Here is a 15,092-nt window from a genome sequence, read left to right on the forward strand (position 1 = left end):
CCAGCGGCGCCGTTCGCTTTCGCGGATGGCGCCGACGGCCGGGGCGCCGTCAGGACAGGGGCAGGATCGGGTCGGGTCGGGTCGGGATCGGCAGAGGTCAGCGCAGGGCGCCGAGGGTGCGGCCGCCGCGCGGCAGGCTGCGCTGCACCGGCACGCCGCCGCAGGCCTCGATGGCGAGCGCCACATCCTCGCTGCGGCAGGCGAGCGCGCCGACGTTGAGCAGGATCACCCCCCGCGACCACGCCCCCACCGGCCGCGCGAACAGGCGCATCCAGGCCGGGCGGGTGTCGAACTGCTGCGGCGTTTCCACCGCCAGGGCGAAGGCGGCGGTCAGCCCGCGCCCGCGCGCCTGCACCGCCCGCACCGCCGTCCACGGGATGCGGCGGCCATAGCGGCGGTCGCGAATGCCGTGCTCATCGATGGTCAGCACCGGGCCTTCGCGCAAAAGAAAACGGGCCGCCGTGATGGCCAGCCCGCCGAACAGAAGAATGCCGAACAGCGCCGCCGAGGCGGTGCCGACGTCGGCGGTGGTGGTGTCCTTCACCACCTGCGCCGCCTCGCCCTCGCCGATGAACACCAGCAGGAACAGGCCGGCGGCGGCAGCCATGGCCACCACGCTGCACAGGGCGAACACCGACAGTTTCAGGCGATCGTACGGAAAGGTGTAGCTCATCGGCTGGCGCCTTTTCGTCCTCATGCTGCGCTGCATTCACGCCGCATAGAGACCATATCCGCACGGCTCCTACGACTCTTTTTTGACGCCGCCCCCTCCGTCCGCAGGGGGTGCGGGCGCAACCGCAGGCATCGCAAGGCGTAGCGGCTGCCCGCCGGCTGGCGTCGGGTGGGAGGCAGGGGCCGGGTCCGCCGGCGGAGGATGCCGCGCCGGCCCGGTGCGATGCGGCGAATCGCGCATAACAGGCGTTGTATTTCCGCACGTGCAATCGCGCCTGCGTCGCCCCATATCGGCAGTGGAGCAAGCCGCGCAGCGGTGGAGGTATCCGATGGTCCGGCAAGCGGTGGTGGCCGCCTGTGCCCTGGCGGCGATGGTCCTGCTGATGCCGCGTCCGGCGATGGCCGACGACGGCTCGCCGGCGATCGACTCCAGCCGCCTGCTCGGCGGCCTGCCGCTGGATGCGGCGCCGCCCGGTGCCCTGCCGCTGTCGGCCGTGTCGCCGCCGCCGGTGATCTTCTCGCTGGAGGCGCCGCAGGACGGCCGCCTGCCGGTTTCCGGCCCGACCACCGCCTTCCCCACCCTGCCCGGCAGCGCCGACGACCACGGCCGCACCCTCGGCACCCGGCTGTCGCTGGGCCAGCCGCTCGGCCTCGACCTGCTGGGCGGCAGCCTGGACTGGCGCGCCACCGCCTCCATCGAGCAGGGGCTGGACGGCGAGGCCTACGGCATCGGCCTGTCCATCGGATCGTTGAGCGACGGCGGCCTGATGCCGCCCTCCGACCTGCGCATGGGCCTCACCTACGGTACCGCCCCCGATGCCGGCGAGCATGGGGTGATGCTGGACTTCTCCTATCGCTTTTAGCCGGATTGTGGGGCGGGTCTTTCTTCCGTACCCTGCGCGCCGGGTGTAGCGGAAGCGAGTGAGGGGGCTCATGAAGGTTCGCGACGGCACCGACGCGGATGGCCGGCAGGTCGCCGCGATCGTCGAACACATGCTGGGTGAATACTCCGGCTGCGCCGCGCTGGATCGCGCCCGGCGGCAGGAGTTGCGGGCGCCGGGCAGCACCTTTGCCGCCCTCAACGGCGGCTTCTGGGTGGCGGAGGGCGACGAGGGCGGCCTGGCCGGCTGCATCGCCATCGCGGCCACCGACTCCGCCGAGACGTTCGAGCTGCATCACCTCTACGTCCTGCCGCGTCTGCGCGGCAGCGGCCTGGCCATGCGCCTGCTGGCGCTGGCGGTGCTGCACGCCCGCCGCCACGGCGCTCGCCGCATCGAGTTGTGGGCCGATACCCGCTTCCTGGCGGGCCAACGGTTCTGGGAGCGGCACGGCTTCGTCCGCCTGCCCGGCACCCGGCCGGCCGGCGACGGCGAGGAATGCCGCTACGCCCTCATGCTGGATCGGGCCTGCCCGCCGGGGGTAGCGCTTTCACCATCGCGATCAGGGCAAAATCCCAGCGGCCGTGGAGCGTCCGTCCGTTTTCGCGCCAGCCCCGGGCGGCGTAGAAGCGTCGCGCCGCTGCATTAGGCTCCGCCACGTCCAGCCGCGCCAGAGCGTGGCCGCGCGCTGCGATCTCCCGTTCCGCCACATGCAGCAGCAGGCGGCCGAGGCCGCGGCCCTGGGCGGGCGGGTCGATGAACAGTTCGCGCAGCAGGTCGCCGCCGGTCCACACCACGCCGAGCGGCGGGCCGTTGCCCGGCGGCACCGCCAGCCAAGCGCCGGCGAAGTCGAGCCCGGCGCCGACCAGCGCCGCCGTCCCCTGCTCCGCCGCCGCCGCCCGCACCGACGGGCTGAAGGGGCCGTAGGTGTGCAGCACGGTGCGCGCCACCAGCGCCCGCACCGCATCCACGTCCTCCGGCGCCGCCGCCCGCAGCATCACGCGGCGAGGATCGGGGCCGGCGCTCACATCATCCCCGCCATGACTGTCCACCACCGGCGGGCCTCCCGCGCACTCCAATAGGGGCCGTGGCCGGAGAACAGCAGGGTTTCCGGCGGCACCTCGGCCAGGAAGCGACCGATGGAGGCGACCAGCGTCGCCTGATCGCCTCCGGGGAAGTCGGTGCGGCCGACGCCGCCCTTGAACAGCGTGTCGCCGGTGAAGGCAAAGCCCGGGAAGACGAAGCACACTCCGCCCGGCGTATGGCCGGGCGTGGCGATGGTGGTCACGGCGCTCGCCGCCGCCCGCAGCGGAGCCGTTTCGGTGAGATAGGCCACCGGCGGCACCTCCACCGGCCGGCCGAGCAGCGCCCTGCCCCACTCCGCCGCCGCCTCCAGCACCGGCCGCTCGTTCTCGTGCGCCAGGACGGCCGCGCCGGTCAGCTCCGCCGTGGCGGCAAGGCCGGCCACATGGTCCGGGTGGCCATGGGTGAGCAGGATGGCATCGACCGTATCGGCACCGCCGTTCTCCGCCAGCCGCGCCGCGATCCGCCCCGCCGCATCCCCGGGATCAACCACCGCCTGAGCGCCGGAGGGGACGTGCTTCACGACGTAGCAGTTCTCGAAATAGGGCGGATCGGAGACCACCACGTGGATCTCGTAGTCACCGACGATGACGGGGCTGTCGAACGGCTGCATGCGCTCCTCCGGCTGGGTGCCGGCATGGTGGCGGCGGGGCGGAGGCAGGTCAAGGCTCCGGGCGGTGGAGGTGTTGAGTAGCCACCAAGACACCAAGTACACCAAGGGCGCCGGGGTTCGCCGCGGCGCCTGTTTCCTGGCCCGGCGGCGCAGCCCGCTCCCATGAATGACTTCTTCAAGGAGGCGCCGCTCCGCCATCGCCCTGCCGGAGGCGGACGCCCCGGCTTGCACGGCCTCTTGGTGTACTTGGTGTCTTGGTGGCTATAACCCTCCGGTGGCGCCATCTCCCGCCGCTGAATGTCACTGGACAAGGCCGGGCCGATGGCCGACCTGTAACGCTGCTTGATCCTGTCCGGGCGGACGTTTTTCGTGTCCTTGCGTGACCTGCTTCTCGGCCTCACGGTGGTTCTGCTGTGGGGCTTCAACATCGTGACGGCCAAGTGGGGCGTGGCGGAGATTCCGCCGCTGCTGTTCACCGCCCTGCGCTTCGCCGCCGTCGGCCTGCTGGTGGTGCCCTTCGTGCGCCTGCCGCGCGCCGCCCTGCGCGACATCCTGCTGCTGTCGCTCACCTTCGGCACCGGCGGCTTCGGGCTGATGTTCATGAGCTTCGCCATCGCCGAAGGCTCCACCGCCGCCATCGTCAGCCAGCTGGTGGTGCCCTTCGCGGTGCTGCTGGGCATCTTCGTGCTGGGCGAACGGCCGGGGCCGCGGCGCATCTTCGGCATCGTGCTGGCGCTGGCCGGGGTGGTGGTGGTGGCCGGCGAGCCGCAGGCGACGCCGCCGCTCGGCATCATCCTCATGGCGGGTTCGGCGGCCTGTTCGGCGCTCGGCAACCTGTTCCTGAAGCGGCTGACGCAGCTGCCGCCGCTCGGCGTGGTGGGGTGGATGTCGCTGCTGGCGACGCCGCAGCTGCTGGTGCTGTCGCTGCTGCTGGAGACCAATCAGGTGGAGGCGGTGCTGGCCGCCGGCGAGCGGACCTGGTGGTCGCTGGCCTATACGGTGCTCGCCGCCTCCATCATCGCCCATTCCCTGTGGGCCGGGCTGGTGCGCCGGCACGAGCTGTCGCGCATCGTGCCGTTCTCGCTGCTGGCGCCGGTCACCAGCGTCATCTGCGCCATCCTGTTCCTCGGCGAGCCGCTGACCCTGCTGAAGATCGTCGGCGGCGGCATCACCCTCACCGGCGTCGCCATCATCCAGCTCCGTCAGGCGAAGAAGGCACCGCAGACCGCCGCCGAGCCGGCGCGGGCGGCCTGAGGCCATGGGCGCCCGCGACGTTCTGCTCGCCCTGACGGTACAGCTTCTCTGGGGCCTCAATCTGGTGGTCGCCAAGGTGGGGGTGAGCGAGATCCCGCCGCTCGCCTTCACCGCCATCCGCTTCGCCCTGGTGGCGCTGCTGGTGGTGCCGTTCATGCGGGTGCCGCTGCGGGCGGTGCCGGGCCTCGTGCTGCTGTCCTTCACCTTCGGCACCGTCCACTTCGGGCTGATGTTCACCGGCCTGGCGGACATGGACGCGGCGGCGGCGGGCATCGTCATCCAGCTGGGCACGCCCTTCACCCTGCTGCTCGGCGTGCTGGTGTTCAAGGAACGGCTGGGCTGGAAGCGCCTGGGCGGCACAGTGCTGGCGTTCTCTGGCGTCGTGCTGCTGGCCGGCGAGCCCACCCTGCCCGGCCTGACGCCGCTGCTGCTGGTCACCGCGGGCGCCTTCGGCTGGGCGGTTTCCAACGTGGTGGTGAAGCGGCTGCCGGAGGTCAACCCGGTGGCCATGACCGGCTACCTCAGCCTGTTCGCGGTGCCGCAGCTCGGCCTGCTGTCGTGGCTGCTGGAGGGCGACCAGATGCCCCGGCTGGCCGATGCCGGCTGGATGGGCTGGGGCGCCGTGATCTATACCGCCGTCGCCGCCTCCATCGTCGCCCATTCCCTGTGGTACGGACTGGTGCGCCGGCACGAGATGGCGCAGGTGGCGCCCTTCGGCCTGCTGGCGCCGGTTATCGGCATCGCCACCGCGATCCTCTTGCTAGGCGAGCCGCTGACGTGGCAGAAGGCTGTCGGCGGCACCCTCACCCTGATCGGCGTCGCCATCGTCCAGATGCGGACGGCCCGGCGCAGGCCCACACCCCCGCCCGACGCCGAGCCGGAGGAAGCCGGGAGCCCTACCTGACATGGTCAAGCCGTTGCGCTACGCCCGTTCGCCCAACCACGGTCCGCGCACCGGCGGCGGCATCGACATGCTGGTGCTGCACTACACCGGCATGCGCTCCGCCCAGGACGCCCTGCAGCGCCTGTGCGACAAGAGCAGCGACGTCTCCGCCCACTGGCTGGTGGAGGAAGACGGCACCCTGCACGCCCTGGTGCCCGAAGACCGCCGCGCCTGGCACGCCGGGGTGTCGAGCTGGCGGGGCCGCACCGACGTCAACAGCCGCTCCATCGGCATCGAGATCGTCAACCCCGGCCACGAGTTCGGCTACCGCCCCTTCCCCGACGCCCAGATGGACGCGGTGATCGAGCTGTGCCAGGCCATCCTGGCGCGCCATCCCGGCATTCCGGCCCGCAACGTGGTCGGCCATTCCGATGTCGCCCCGCTGCGCAAGGAAGACCCCGGCGAGCTGTTCGACTGGAAGCGGCTGGCGGCGGCCGGCATCGGCCTGTGGCCGCAGCCGGCGGAGGCGGTGCCGACCGCTCAGCCCGGCTCCATCCAGGCGGTGCAGGACGTGCTGGCAGAAATCGGCTACGCCGCCCCGCGCAGCGGTCAGCTGGACGAGGCCACCGCCAAGGCCATCATTGCCTTCCAGCGCCATTACCGCCCCGCCGACCTGTCGGGCATGCCCGACGCCGAGACCTGGGCGCTGATGCAGGCCCTGCGCGATCTGGTGACGGCCGACCGGGCCGGCGGACCCGCCGACCGCGGTTGACCTTGACCGTCGCCGCCGGCTGGTCTACATCCGGGGTCGCATCAGCCGGCTGGATGGCCGCTCCGGATTTCGGTCCGGGGAGGAAAGTCCGGGCTCCACGGAATGACGGTGCCGGATAACGTCCGGCGGGGGCGACCCCAGGGAAAGTGCCACAGAAAGCAAACCGCCGGCGATACGGTCCGTCCGCCGCCGGCAAGGGTGAAAGGGTGCGGTAAGAGCGCACCGCGGGACCGGCAACGGAACCGGCACGGTAAACCCCACCGGGAGCAAAACCAAATAGGGACGGCACGCGCCAAACCGCCCGCCCGCGGGTGGTCAGGTGGCGCAAGGCGCATTCCGCGCTGCCGTCCGGGTCGGTTGCTTGAGGCGTCCGGTAACGGGCGTCCCAGATGAATGGCCATCCATCGCCGTCCGCGGCGAGGACAGAACCCGGCTTACAGGCCGGCTGATGCGTTACCCCTGCATGGTTTGACGAAAGACCGCCGGCGCCTATACTGAGCACAGCGACGGAGGCTGCACCCATGGGCTTTCACACCGACAACGCCGACCTGCTGGCCAAGATCGAACGCGCCGCCCGCCAGAGCGGCCGGTCGCCGGAGGCTGTGATCGAGTCGGCACTGGACACCTACATTGCAGCCCTGGCGGCACGGCCGCCCGCTCCGGTTGACGAGGCGACCCGCGCCCGCCGGCTGGCTCGCTGGCGCGAGATCCTGGCCGAGGCCGATGCGCTGCCGCGCATTCCGCCCGACCAGCAGCCGCCCGACCTGGAGTGGGACGAGGACGGGCTGCCGCGATGAGGCTGGCGATCGACGCCTCGGCGCTGGTCGCCATCGTGCTGCACGAACCGGAACGCGATATGTTCCTTCAGGTCCTGTCCGGGGCCAGCGAAATCTACGTCAGCCCGGTGTCCCTGCTGGAGGCGCGCATTGCCGTCCACCGTGTCGGCGGCTTTGAAATGTTGCTCCGCCTGGATAAGCTGCTGACCACAGAGCCCTTCACCATCGCGCTCCATTCCGCCGCCGACGTCGACATCGCCTGGACCGCCTTCCTCGCCTATGGCAAGGGCAGCGGCAGCGGGGCGCGGCTCAATCTGGGGGATTTGTTTTCCTACGCCGTCGCCAAGCGCTGGCAGGCGCCGCTGCTCTACAAGGGCGACGACTTCAGCCGCACCGACCTGCCGGCCGCCGCCCTGCCCGCCTGAGCCCGCCACGCCCGCAGCCACCGCGCGCCCCTCAGCGTTCGGCGTACATCTCCACCTGCCAGCGGGTTTCCGTTTCGCTGAGGGGGTGGGAGCCGTCGGACAGCGGGCGCAGGGCGGCATCCAGGCTGATGCGGCCGAGCTTCACCTGCAGTTCCAGGCCGAACCGCGCCGACAGCCCGGCGGTGCGGGCGAGCGCGGCGATGGCCCGCGGCGACTGCGACCCCAGCATTTCCAGCACCACCGCCACCGGCAGGTCGGACAGCACCGCCAGGCCGGCCACCAGGTCGTCCACATGGTCGGTCAGCAGCAGCACCATCAGGTGCGCCTCGGTCAGCTCGCCGTCGGCCTGCACGGTGCGGGCATGGTCGAGGAAGGGCGCGAACCGATCCTCCGCCTCGGCGGCGTAGGGCGACGGCAGCGCCGCCGGGCCTTCCGGCAGCCCCTCCTGCACCCGCGCGCCCACCACTTCGCGCAGGCGGGCCGCTGCCTCTGTCGACAGGTCGCCGCGCTGCATGAGGCTGCTCAGCACGTGGTCGGCCACCATTTCGGCCAACCGGCGCACCGACGGCTCCGGCAGATCGGCGCGGCGGGCGAGCGGCAGCTGCCAGTCGGGCTCGCGGTCGACGGCGGCGATCAGGCTGTCGAGGGTGTGTTCCTGCAGCTGCGAGCCGGCGTTGTAGAGCAGATGGGTGATGGCGCGGGAATCGCCGCTGGCGACGATGGCCTCGGTCACCGCCGGGCCGACATAGGCGCGCCGGGCGATGGCCGCCAGCACCCCGGCCATGGGGCTCTGGCGGATGATCTCCAGCAGGTCCTGGTCGTCCAGCAGCGGCGAGAATTCCAGGATCGGCGCCGCCACCAGGATGTCCACGTCGCGCGCCAGCCGCCGCACCAGGCCGGGGTCGACCTGGCTGACGTCCTTCAGGCCGTCGGCCACCGCCGCCCGCACCAGGGTAAGGCGGTCGCGCGACAGGCGGTCGAGCACCTCCAGCGCGATGCTGTGGGCGCGAGCGCCGGGCGCCGTCATGCCATGGCGCTGCAGCTCGGTCACCTTGGCCGCCAGGGCCGTGCGCACCGCCTCGTCGCCATCTTCGGCCAGACGCAGGTTGGCCTTGGCCGGCGCCTGCGGGTTGCGGGCAACCGCCAGCCGCACCGTCGGCGCTTCATCCTGGCTGAGGAAGTAGAGGATTTCCGGCGCCACCGTGGTCAGCGCTGCCACCGCCTCGCGCACCGGCAGACGCGGGTCGCCGGCCAGCGCCCGCGCCTCCTCGTAGGACAGCGGCGTCTCGGGCGACAGGGTGAAGTCGAGGGCGGAGGACGGCGTCATGACGGTCACCGCGTGCCTCCCCCGCCGCCGCCGGCCCGTCGCGACGGCGGCCGGGCAACGGCGTAGGAGCCCTTGCCGCGGCGCTTGATGGCATACATGGCGCTGTCGGCGCGGCTGACGAACTCGTTCATGTCCTCGCGCCCCAGCGGGTCGTAGACGGCGATGCCGATGGACAGCATCAGCGGCAGGTCCGGCCGCGCCGAATGCTGGCGCAGGATGGCGGCCGCGGCCAGGAACACCTCCGCCCGCTTCACCGCCACCGCCTCGTCGGCGTCGTCGAGCCATACGGCGAACTCGTCGCCGCCCAGCCGCGCCACCATGTCGGTGGAGCGGGTGTTGACGCGCAGCAGGTCGGCCACGTCACGCAGCACCTTGTCCCCGGTTTCATGGCCGCGGGTATCGTTCACCGCCTTGAAGTTGTCCAGGTCCACATACATCAGGGCACCCTTGCGATCGCCGCGCGCCAGCCGTCGCACCCGCCGCTGCATGTCCTCGTAGAAGGCACGGCGGTTCAACAGGCCGGTGAGCCCGTCGGTGCGCGAAACCTCCACAAGAACACGGTGGTAGTACAATTGTTCCAGCGCTACCCCGACAGTTCCGGCGATGCTGCCCAGCAGGCGGCGTTCCGCCTGGCCGAAATCGGGCCGTTCCGGTTCCCGCCACACCACGATGGCGCCGTTGATGCGGTCGCCGTGGCGGCAGAGGGTGCCGATCAGGTGGCGCTCGCCGGCCAGGTCGCCCAGCACCGCCTCGCGCTCCGCCTGCTCCAGCGCCGCCAGCAGGCGGTCGGCCTCGCGGTCGGAGCCGACGCGGCCGAAGGCGGCCTCCTGCAGGAAGCTCGGGTGCTGCACCACCTTGGCCAGCGGCGCGGCAATGCCGTAGACCTGACAGCCGGTGGCGGCCAGCCCGTGGGTGATGGCGCTGGCGGCGGCACGGATCATGTTCTCCGGCTTCACCTCGCGCTGGAACAGCCGCACGATGCGGCCGAACACCCGTTCGCGGGCGCGGGCCTCGGCCATGTCCTGCTCGCGCCGTCGCTGGTCGGTGACGTCGCGGCAGACGCCGCGGGCGCCAGCCCAGCGGCTGTCGGTGTCGAACAGCGGCACCGCCGTCACCTCCAGGCACAGCGGCTCGCCGCCGGCGGTGCGGACCCAGACGTCGCGCCCCTCCAGCGGCACCGGCGTGGCGAAGGGGTTGATGGGGTCGAGGTGGCGCTCGCCGTCCAGCAGCTCGGTCGACGGCATGCCGATCAGCAGGTGCGGCGGATAGCCCAGCAGCCCCTGCGGCGCGACGAAGCTGAAGGCGCCGGCGTCATCCACTTCCCAGGCGTGTTCGCTGGAAATCTCCACCAGATCCTTGTAGCGGGCGCGGCTTTCGGTCAGGGCGTTGCGCAGGCCGGAGTCGAGGGTGCGGTCGGAGACCAGCAGCAGCCGCTGCCCGTCGGTCAGCGGCGGCAGGGCCAGCAGGTCATACACCCGGCGGCCTTCCGGCGGGTCGAGGATCACGCGGGTCGCCGCCGTCTCCGCCGCCAGGGCCTCGGCCACCGCCGCCACCACGGCCGCCGCCACGCTGCCGTCGGCGGCCACCAGCCCCGGCAGGGCGGCGAAGGCGCGGCCGTGGGCCAGCACCCGGCCGCCGGCATCAACCACGGCGCAGGGCTGCGGATGGGCGTCGAGGGCCTGTTGAGAAATGGCTGCCGTAATGACCTCCGCCGTGTCGAGCACGATCGGCTCCCGCAAATAACCAACCCTGAACTTCTATCACGGCTGAGGAATTGGGCGAAGATGCCATGCAGCCTATGTCCCCGCCCCGCGCACCGCCCAAACGACAGGGCCTCCCGCCGGTGGCGGGAGGCCCGTTCGCGTCCGTCGTCGCCCTGCGACCGGCCTTGGCGGCCGTGCCGGGGCGGTTCCCTCGACCCGGCGGCTCAGGCGCCGTTGCGATACCGCTTCATGATCTGCATGCCGGTTTCCACCATGTCGGCCATCATCACCATACTGCGCGGCTTGTCGCCGTTGGCCTGGTCGAGCGCCTTGGCGAAGACGGCCTTGAACTGGTCGCGCGCCCGCGCATCGGCGGGGCTGGAGGCGCCGACGAAGAAGCCGACGGCGTGGCCGGCCACCACCCCTACGTCGCCCGGTGCCAGCTTGAGGTCGCGGGCGATGACGTAGATGGAGGCGGCGATCATGCGGGCGGCCTGATCGAAGCGCTCCTCCTGCGCCGCATTGCCGACGATGCCGGCTTCGCGGAACACCTCGGCCTGCTGGACCAGGCGGTTGTATTCCATGGTTTCCTGCTGGCGGAACCGTGGGTCGATGTTCTTCACCAGCGCCTGCAAGTCGAAACCGGCCATGATGCCGTCCTCCTGTGAGGCGGCGCGGACACCCCGCGGGGTGGCGAAGCGGGCCGGGGGCGAGAGGCGACGGTGCCGGCGCGGCGGCCGGTGCTCCGTGATCCCCTGTCCGACCGCGGCTGTATTGCGCGCCGACGTGCCTGTGACATTTGACACGTAAACGCCACGCTGCAGCGGCGGTTGCCCCTGCTGCCGAGTATAAAGCAAGTATCAAGGCTGCATAAAGAAGGTGAAGCTGCAGCCGGCGGCAGCTTCTATTGCACCGGCACGATGGCCGCCTCCGTCAGGCCGAGCACGGCCGCCAGTTTCTCGAACCGGCGGGCGGAGGCATCGCCGGAATACAGCGGATCTCCCGCCGGCACCTCCAGCACCAGACGGCCGGGCATCAGCTTCAGCCGGGTACGGGCGAGCAGGCCGGGGGCGCCGCCCGACAGGGTGTGGCCAAGGCGCAGGGCATTGCCGATCACCCGCACCCGCTTCACCCGGTCCTCGTCCAGCAGCTGGCGGGCCTGCACCGCCATGGGGTGTTCCTCCGCCGAGGTATAGCGGTAGAACACCGCCAGGGCGAGGCCGGCGCGGTCGGTGTGCGACAGGCCCATGAACGGCAGCCGCAGCACCTTCAGCAGCCCCTGCTCGGCGCGGTAATCGGGGTGTTCGGACCAGAAGATGTCACCCAGAAGACAGGCCGCCAGGCGCAGCCGCTGCAGCGCCGCCGGCTCCTGCGGGAACAGCGGGCTCATCCAGTCCATCAGCTCGCGGGCGTGTTCGGTGAAGCGGCCGGCGGCCAGGGCGAGATCGGCGCAGGCGGAAATCAGCGGGTCTTCCTCCCGCACCGCTTCCGGCAGGCTCTGGAAGAACTGGCCTTCGCGCATGCCGTAGACCGAGAACACCAGCTGCGACGGCTGCACCGTCTGCACCAGCCGTTCCAGGATCACCGCCGCCACCGGCAGGGTCTGCAGCCGGCGCTTGGAGACGCCGGGGATCTTCTCCAGCGACTTGCGCGACTGCCGCGACATCAGGTCCAGCAGCGCCAGGGCGTGATCGGCCCCCAGGGTGAAGTTGTCGAGCACATGCAGCGGGTAGTTCATCTGCTCGATGAGGATACGGGCGATGGTGCGCCACGCCCCGCCGACGGCATAGAGGCTGCGTCCCCGCCCCTGCCCCAGCCACGGCAGCGCCGCCAGATGGCGGTCGATGATCTCCACCGCCCGCGCCCGGTCGCCGCCCGACTGGTCCTGCAGCCGCAGCACGCCGAGCGGCATGGAGGCGAAGTCGCCGCAGCGGTGGCTTTCCACCACCACCAGTTCCAGCGAGCCGCCGCCCAGGTCGGCCACCATGCCGTCGGCATCGGGCACGGCACACAGCACGCCGAGGGCGGCGTTGCGCGCTTCCTCCTCCCCCGACAGCAGGCGCACGCGGATGCCGCAGCGGGCCTCCAGGTCGCGGATGAACTCCGGCCCGTCGGCGGCGGCGCGGGCGGCGGCGGTGGCCAGCACGTCCAGCTGCTGCACCTCCATCGCCCGCGCCAGATGGATGAAGCGTTCGACCGACCCGAGGGCCATGGCGACGCCGTCGGGGTTGAGGCGGCCGGACTGTTCCAGCCCGGCCCCCAGGGCGCACACCGCCTTTTCGTTGAACAGCGGCACCGGCGTGCGCGTCAGGCCGTCGTAGACCACCAGACGCACGCTGTTGGAGCCGATGTCGACGATGCCCACCGGCCGCCGCCGGCGCACGAACATGCCGCCGTCCGCCGCCCGGCCGGTCGGCTGCAGCCGCCGCGGCCGACCGTCCCTGGCCCCTGCCTTTGCCGCCACCGTCACCGCCCCCGCTCGGTCAGCGCGACCGCAGGGCCAGTTTCGGCACCTGCTTCTGCGCATGCTGCAGGGCGCTGCCGCGGCCCGACAGGCTGGGGTTGGTCATGAAGTAGACATGGGCGGAGAAGGCCTCGTCGCGCTGCGGCACCCGCTTGAAGGTGCCGTCGGGCTGCAGGAACCAGGTCTGGGCCTCGTCCTTCAGGTTGGCGACCATGATCTGCTCCAGGATCTGGGTGTGCACGGTCGGGTTCTCGATGGGCACGAAGGCCTCGACGCGGTTGATCAGGTTGCGCGGCATCCAGTCGGCCGAAGAGATGAACACCTTGGCATGGCGCGACGGCATGCGGTGGCCGTTGCCGAAGCAGACGATGCGCGAGTGTTCCAGGAACCGCCCGACGATGCTCTTGACGCGAATGTTCTCCGACAGACCGGGAACGCCCGGACGCAGGCAGCAGATGCCGCGGATGATGAGTTCGATCTTCACCCCCGCCTGACTGGCACGGTAGAGGGCGTCGATGACCTTGCCGTCGACCAGGCTGTTCATCTTGGCCCAGATGGTGCCGGGGCGGCCGGCGCGGGCGTGTTCCGCCTCGGCGTTGATGAGGTCGAGCAGCTTGTCGCGCAGGCCCAGCGGCGCGATGGCCAGCTTTTCCATCTTCTCCGGCTTGGCGTAGCCGGTCATGAAGTTGAAGGCCTTCTGGGCGTCGCGGGTCAGGTCGGGGTCGGAGGTGAAGTAGGACAGGTCGGTATAGACCTTGGCCGTGATCGGGTGGTAGTTGCCGGTGCCGAAGTGGACGTAGGACCGCAGTTCCTGCCCTTCCTTGCGGGTCACCAAACTGATCTTGGCGTGGGTCTTGAGGTCGATGAAGCCATAGACCACCGACACGCCGGCCCGTTCCAGGTCGCGCGCCCACTGGATGTTGGCTTCCTCGTCGAAGCGCGCCTTCAGCTCCACCATGGCGGTGACGCTCTTGCCCAGCTCGGCCGCCTCGATCAGCGCCTTGACGATGGGGCTGTCCTTGGAGGTGCGGTAGAGCGTCTGCTTGATGGACAGCACGTTGGGGTCGCGCGCCGCCTGCCGCAGGAACTGCACCACCACGTCGAAGCTCTCGAACGGGTGGTGGACGACGATGTCCTTCTTGCGGATGGCCGCGAAGCAGTCGCCGCCGAAGTCGCGGATGCGCTCCGGGAAGCGGGCGTTGTAGGGCACGAACACCAGGTCCGGGCGCTCGTCGGTGATCAGCTTGCGGGTGTCGGCCATGCCGATCAGGCCGTTCAGCTTGAAGACGTCGGCGTCCTCCACCTCCAGCTCGGTGCAGACCAGCTTGACCAGGTCTTCCGGCATGTCGGCGTTCATGGTCAGGCGGATGCAGTGGCCGCGGCGGCGGCGCTTCAGCGCCGACTCGAAGGACTGCACCAGGTCCTGCGCCTCTTCGTCGATTTCCATCTCGCTGTCGCGGATGACGCGGAAGTGGCCGCCCTGCACCACCTTGAAGCCGGGGAACAGTCGATCGAGAAACAGCCCGATCACTTCCTCCAGCGCCAGATAGCGGATGGCGCTGCCCTCCAGCCGCACGAAGCGGTCAACCTGGGTCGGCATGGGCACCAGGGCGCGCAGGGCCTCGCCGTCGTCCAGCCGCGTCAGGTGCAGCACCAGGGCGTGCGCCAGGTTGGGCAGGAAGGGGAAGGGATGCGCCGGGTCGATGGCCAGCGGCGTCAGGATGGGGAAGATGCGGTCCATGAAGTGGGTTTCCAGCCACTTCATGTCGTCCGGCGTCAGGTCTTCCTTGTCGATGACGTGGATGCCCTCGTGGCGCAGAAGCTCCCGCAGGTGCTGCCAGCATTCGCTGTGCTTGGTCATCAGCCGGCGCGCCGACTCGTTGATCTGCTCCAGCTGCTGCGGCGGGGTCAGGCCATCCTGGCTCGTGGTGGTGATGCCGGCATGCACCTGCCCCTTCAGGCCGGCGACGCGCACCATGTAGAACTCGTCCAGGTTGGAGGCCGAGATGGAGAGGAACCGAAGACGTTCAAGAAGCGGATGACGCTCGTTATAGGCTTCTTCCATCACCCGGAAGTTGAACGCCAGCCAGGACAGTTCGCGGTTGATGAAGCGATCCTTCGACTCGATGTCGATGGTCGGCACGGTCTTCTGCTGCGGCGGGCGGGTCCTGGTCGGCACGGTGTCTTCCATGGGGGCTGCGTCCCTTCTCTGTAACGCCGCTGCCTTCGACAGACGGCGCGG

The 15,092-nt window shown here is 70.8% G+C and carries 14 protein-coding genes, 1 other RNA gene and 1 pseudogene; 8 read left to right on the forward strand and 8 right to left on the reverse strand.

The features are described 5' to 3' along the window. Positions 1–97: 97 nt before the first annotated feature. Positions 98–673, reverse strand: a complete 576-nt coding sequence (locus ABD056_RS09555; protein WP_343866332.1) for a hypothetical protein — start codon at positions 671–673, stop codon at positions 98–100. Positions 674–1,001: 328 nt separating this feature from the next. Between ABD056_RS09555 and ABD056_RS09560 the strand changes: the two genes are divergently transcribed. Both ABD056_RS09560 and ABD056_RS22965 read left to right on the forward strand, forming a co-directional pair. Beyond that, positions 1,002–1,535 carry a hypothetical protein gene (locus ABD056_RS09560; protein WP_343866333.1) on the forward strand — a complete coding sequence of 178 codons (534 nt, stop codon included), beginning with the start codon at positions 1,002–1,004 and terminating at the stop codon, positions 1,533–1,535. Between the two features lie 130 nt (positions 1,536–1,665). Continuing rightward, positions 1,666–2,004 (forward strand): annotated as a pseudogene (locus tag ABD056_RS22965) (GNAT family N-acetyltransferase); the annotation flags it as partial. Between the two features lie 58 nt (positions 2,005–2,062). Here the strand turns inward: ABD056_RS22965 and ABD056_RS09570 are convergent. Both ABD056_RS09570 and ABD056_RS09575 read right to left on the reverse strand, forming a co-directional pair. After that, the gene (locus tag ABD056_RS09570) at positions 2,063–2,578 is read right to left on the reverse strand and encodes a GNAT family N-acetyltransferase (RefSeq protein WP_486303414.1); all 516 of its coding nucleotides are present in this window, start codon (positions 2,576–2,578) and stop codon (positions 2,063–2,065) included. Then, complete coding sequence (locus ABD056_RS09575; protein WP_343866335.1) at positions 2,575–3,246, reverse strand: MBL fold metallo-hydrolase; 672 nt, start codon at positions 3,244–3,246, stop codon at positions 2,575–2,577. Before ABD056_RS09575 ends, ABD056_RS09570 begins: the two co-directional genes overlap by 4 nt. 369 nt (positions 3,247–3,615) lie before the next feature. Here ABD056_RS09575 and ABD056_RS09580 point away from each other — a divergent pair, with 369 nt between their 5' ends. The 6 genes from ABD056_RS09580 (at position 3,616) to ABD056_RS09605 (ending at position 7,356) form a co-directional block, all read left to right on the forward strand. Continuing rightward, positions 3,616–4,500 (forward strand): DMT family transporter, encoded by an 885-nt coding sequence (locus ABD056_RS09580; RefSeq protein WP_343866336.1) that lies wholly within the window; start codon positions 3,616–3,618, stop codon positions 4,498–4,500. 4 nt (positions 4,501–4,504) lie between these two features. Continuing rightward, complete coding sequence (locus tag ABD056_RS09585) at positions 4,505–5,404, forward strand: DMT family transporter (protein ID WP_343866337.1); 900 nt, start codon at positions 4,505–4,507, stop codon at positions 5,402–5,404. 1 nt (position 5,405) lies between these two features. Further along, positions 5,406–6,155: an N-acetylmuramoyl-L-alanine amidase gene (locus ABD056_RS09590; protein WP_343866338.1), complete on the forward strand. Its 750-nt coding sequence runs from the start codon at positions 5,406–5,408 to the stop codon at positions 6,153–6,155. Positions 6,156–6,196: 41 nt separating this feature from the next. Continuing rightward, an RNA gene (rnpB, locus tag ABD056_RS09595) (RNase P RNA component class A) lies at positions 6,197–6,608 on the forward strand. A 68-nt stretch (positions 6,609–6,676) separates the two neighbouring features. Next, positions 6,677–6,952 (forward strand): hypothetical protein, encoded by a 276-nt coding sequence (locus tag ABD056_RS09600; RefSeq protein WP_343866339.1) that lies wholly within the window; start codon positions 6,677–6,679, stop codon positions 6,950–6,952. After that, the gene (locus ABD056_RS09605) at positions 6,949–7,356 is read left to right on the forward strand and encodes a type II toxin-antitoxin system VapC family toxin (RefSeq protein ID WP_343866340.1); all 408 of its coding nucleotides are present in this window, start codon (positions 6,949–6,951) and stop codon (positions 7,354–7,356) included. The genes ABD056_RS09600 and ABD056_RS09605 overlap by 4 nt, the downstream gene beginning before the upstream one ends. A 31-nt stretch (positions 7,357–7,387) precedes the next feature. Here the strand turns inward: ABD056_RS09605 and ABD056_RS09610 are convergent, their stop codons facing one another. The 5 genes from ABD056_RS09610 to ABD056_RS09630 form a co-directional block, all read right to left on the reverse strand. Continuing rightward, on the reverse strand, positions 7,388–8,683 hold the full coding sequence (locus ABD056_RS09610; RefSeq protein ID WP_343866396.1) for a DUF2336 domain-containing protein: 1,296 nt from the start codon (positions 8,681–8,683) through the stop codon (positions 7,388–7,390). A gap of 5 nt (positions 8,684–8,688) precedes the next feature. Then, entirely contained in the window at positions 8,689–10,407 is a 1,719-nt protein-coding gene (locus ABD056_RS09615) for a diguanylate cyclase domain-containing protein (protein ID WP_343866341.1), read from the reverse strand. A 203-nt stretch (positions 10,408–10,610) separates the two neighbouring features. Further along, positions 10,611–11,036 carry a hypothetical protein gene (locus ABD056_RS09620; RefSeq protein ID WP_343866342.1) on the reverse strand — a complete coding sequence of 142 codons (426 nt, stop codon included), beginning with the start codon at positions 11,034–11,036 and terminating at the stop codon, positions 10,611–10,613. A 254-nt stretch (positions 11,037–11,290) separates the two neighbouring features. After that, the gene (locus ABD056_RS09625) at positions 11,291–12,775 is read right to left on the reverse strand and encodes a Ppx/GppA phosphatase family protein (RefSeq protein WP_343866343.1); all 1,485 of its coding nucleotides are present in this window, start codon (positions 12,773–12,775) and stop codon (positions 11,291–11,293) included. 94 nt (positions 12,776–12,869) lie between these two features. Further along, the gene (locus ABD056_RS09630; RefSeq protein ID WP_343866344.1) at positions 12,870–15,041 is read right to left on the reverse strand and encodes an RNA degradosome polyphosphate kinase; all 2,172 of its coding nucleotides are present in this window, start codon (positions 15,039–15,041) and stop codon (positions 12,870–12,872) included. Positions 15,042–15,092 lie beyond the last annotated feature (51 nt).

This window comes from Caenispirillum bisanense, assembly GCF_039523075.1.
Classification (GTDB): domain Bacteria; phylum Pseudomonadota; class Alphaproteobacteria; order Rhodospirillales; family Rhodospirillaceae; genus Caenispirillum; species Caenispirillum bisanense.

Excerpts from the sequence above, each read along its gene's own strand:
- ABD056_RS09575 (WP_343866335.1), bottom strand. The coding sequence starts at position 3,246 with ATGCAGCCGTTCGACAGCCCCGTCATCGTCGGTGACTACGAGATCCAC.
- ABD056_RS09585 (WP_343866337.1), top strand. The coding sequence starts at position 4,505 with ATGGGCGCCCGCGACGTTCTGCTCGCCCTGACGGTACAGCTTCTCTGG.
- ABD056_RS09620 (WP_343866342.1), bottom strand. The coding sequence starts at position 11,036 with ATGGCCGGTTTCGACTTGCAGGCGCTGGTGAAGAACATCGACCCACGG.
- ABD056_RS09610 (WP_343866396.1), bottom strand. The coding sequence starts at position 8,683 with ATGACGCCGTCCTCCGCCCTCGACTTCACCCTGTCGCCCGAGACGCCG.
- ABD056_RS09555 (WP_343866332.1), bottom strand. The coding sequence starts at position 673 with ATGAGCTACACCTTTCCGTACGATCGCCTGAAACTGTCGGTGTTCGCC.
- ABD056_RS09630 (WP_343866344.1), bottom strand. The coding sequence starts at position 15,041 with ATGGAAGACACCGTGCCGACCAGGACCCGCCCGCCGCAGCAGAAGACC.
- ABD056_RS09600 (WP_343866339.1), top strand. The coding sequence starts at position 6,677 with ATGGGCTTTCACACCGACAACGCCGACCTGCTGGCCAAGATCGAACGC.
- ABD056_RS09560 (WP_343866333.1), top strand. The coding sequence starts at position 1,002 with ATGGTCCGGCAAGCGGTGGTGGCCGCCTGTGCCCTGGCGGCGATGGTC.
- ABD056_RS09590 (WP_343866338.1), top strand. The coding sequence starts at position 5,406 with ATGGTCAAGCCGTTGCGCTACGCCCGTTCGCCCAACCACGGTCCGCGC.
- ABD056_RS09625 (WP_343866343.1), bottom strand. The coding sequence starts at position 12,775 with ATGTTCGTGCGCCGGCGGCGGCCGGTGGGCATCGTCGACATCGGCTCC.
- ABD056_RS09605 (WP_343866340.1), top strand. The coding sequence starts at position 6,949 with ATGAGGCTGGCGATCGACGCCTCGGCGCTGGTCGCCATCGTGCTGCAC.